The sequence below is a fragment of the Dolichospermum sp. UHCC 0259 genome (assembly GCF_009711935.1).
Taxonomy (GTDB): domain Bacteria; phylum Cyanobacteriota; class Cyanobacteriia; order Cyanobacteriales; family Nostocaceae; genus Dolichospermum.
Genome location: NZ_VIKX01000079.1, coordinates 450 through 884, shown reverse-complemented (window position 1 = coordinate 884; position 435 = coordinate 450). Strand labels below are relative to the sequence as shown.

At 40.2% G+C, this 435-nt stretch carries 1 pseudogene; it reads right to left on the bottom strand.

What is annotated here, in order from left to right:
• Window positions 1–435, bottom strand: a pseudogene (locus FJR05_RS06355) (relaxase); the annotation flags it as partial.

Here is a 435-nt window from a genome sequence, read left to right as displayed (position 1 = left end):
CTCTTTTGCTTGTGTTGTTGAGTCGTCAACAGTTTTCTCGATTTGAATGTCGTTGTCATCCAGTAGTGGAGAAACTGTCAATGTGTTATTTTCAACATTTTGTTCCATCAGTTTTTGGATGCGTTTATCATCCCGCTTGGGAATATAACTTACATTCCGATGCTTTTGTAAACCTGGAAAAGTGTATGCTTTACCTAAATGTGTACCGCTAAAAGCCACACCATCAAGTTTGTAACTAATGCCTTTAACCTTGCCTGTATGAGTATAGTTGATGCAGATACTAATATCGTCTTTCTGCGCTTTCTCTATTAATTCTGGCATCGTTGGACAGTCGTGGGTTGCCTTATCAAGCGATCGCTGAAGTTTAACTCTAACGCTTTCTTCTCCAGTTCTAGCAAGTTGTCTACGTTCACCCGTAGTTGGACTGTGTTGATC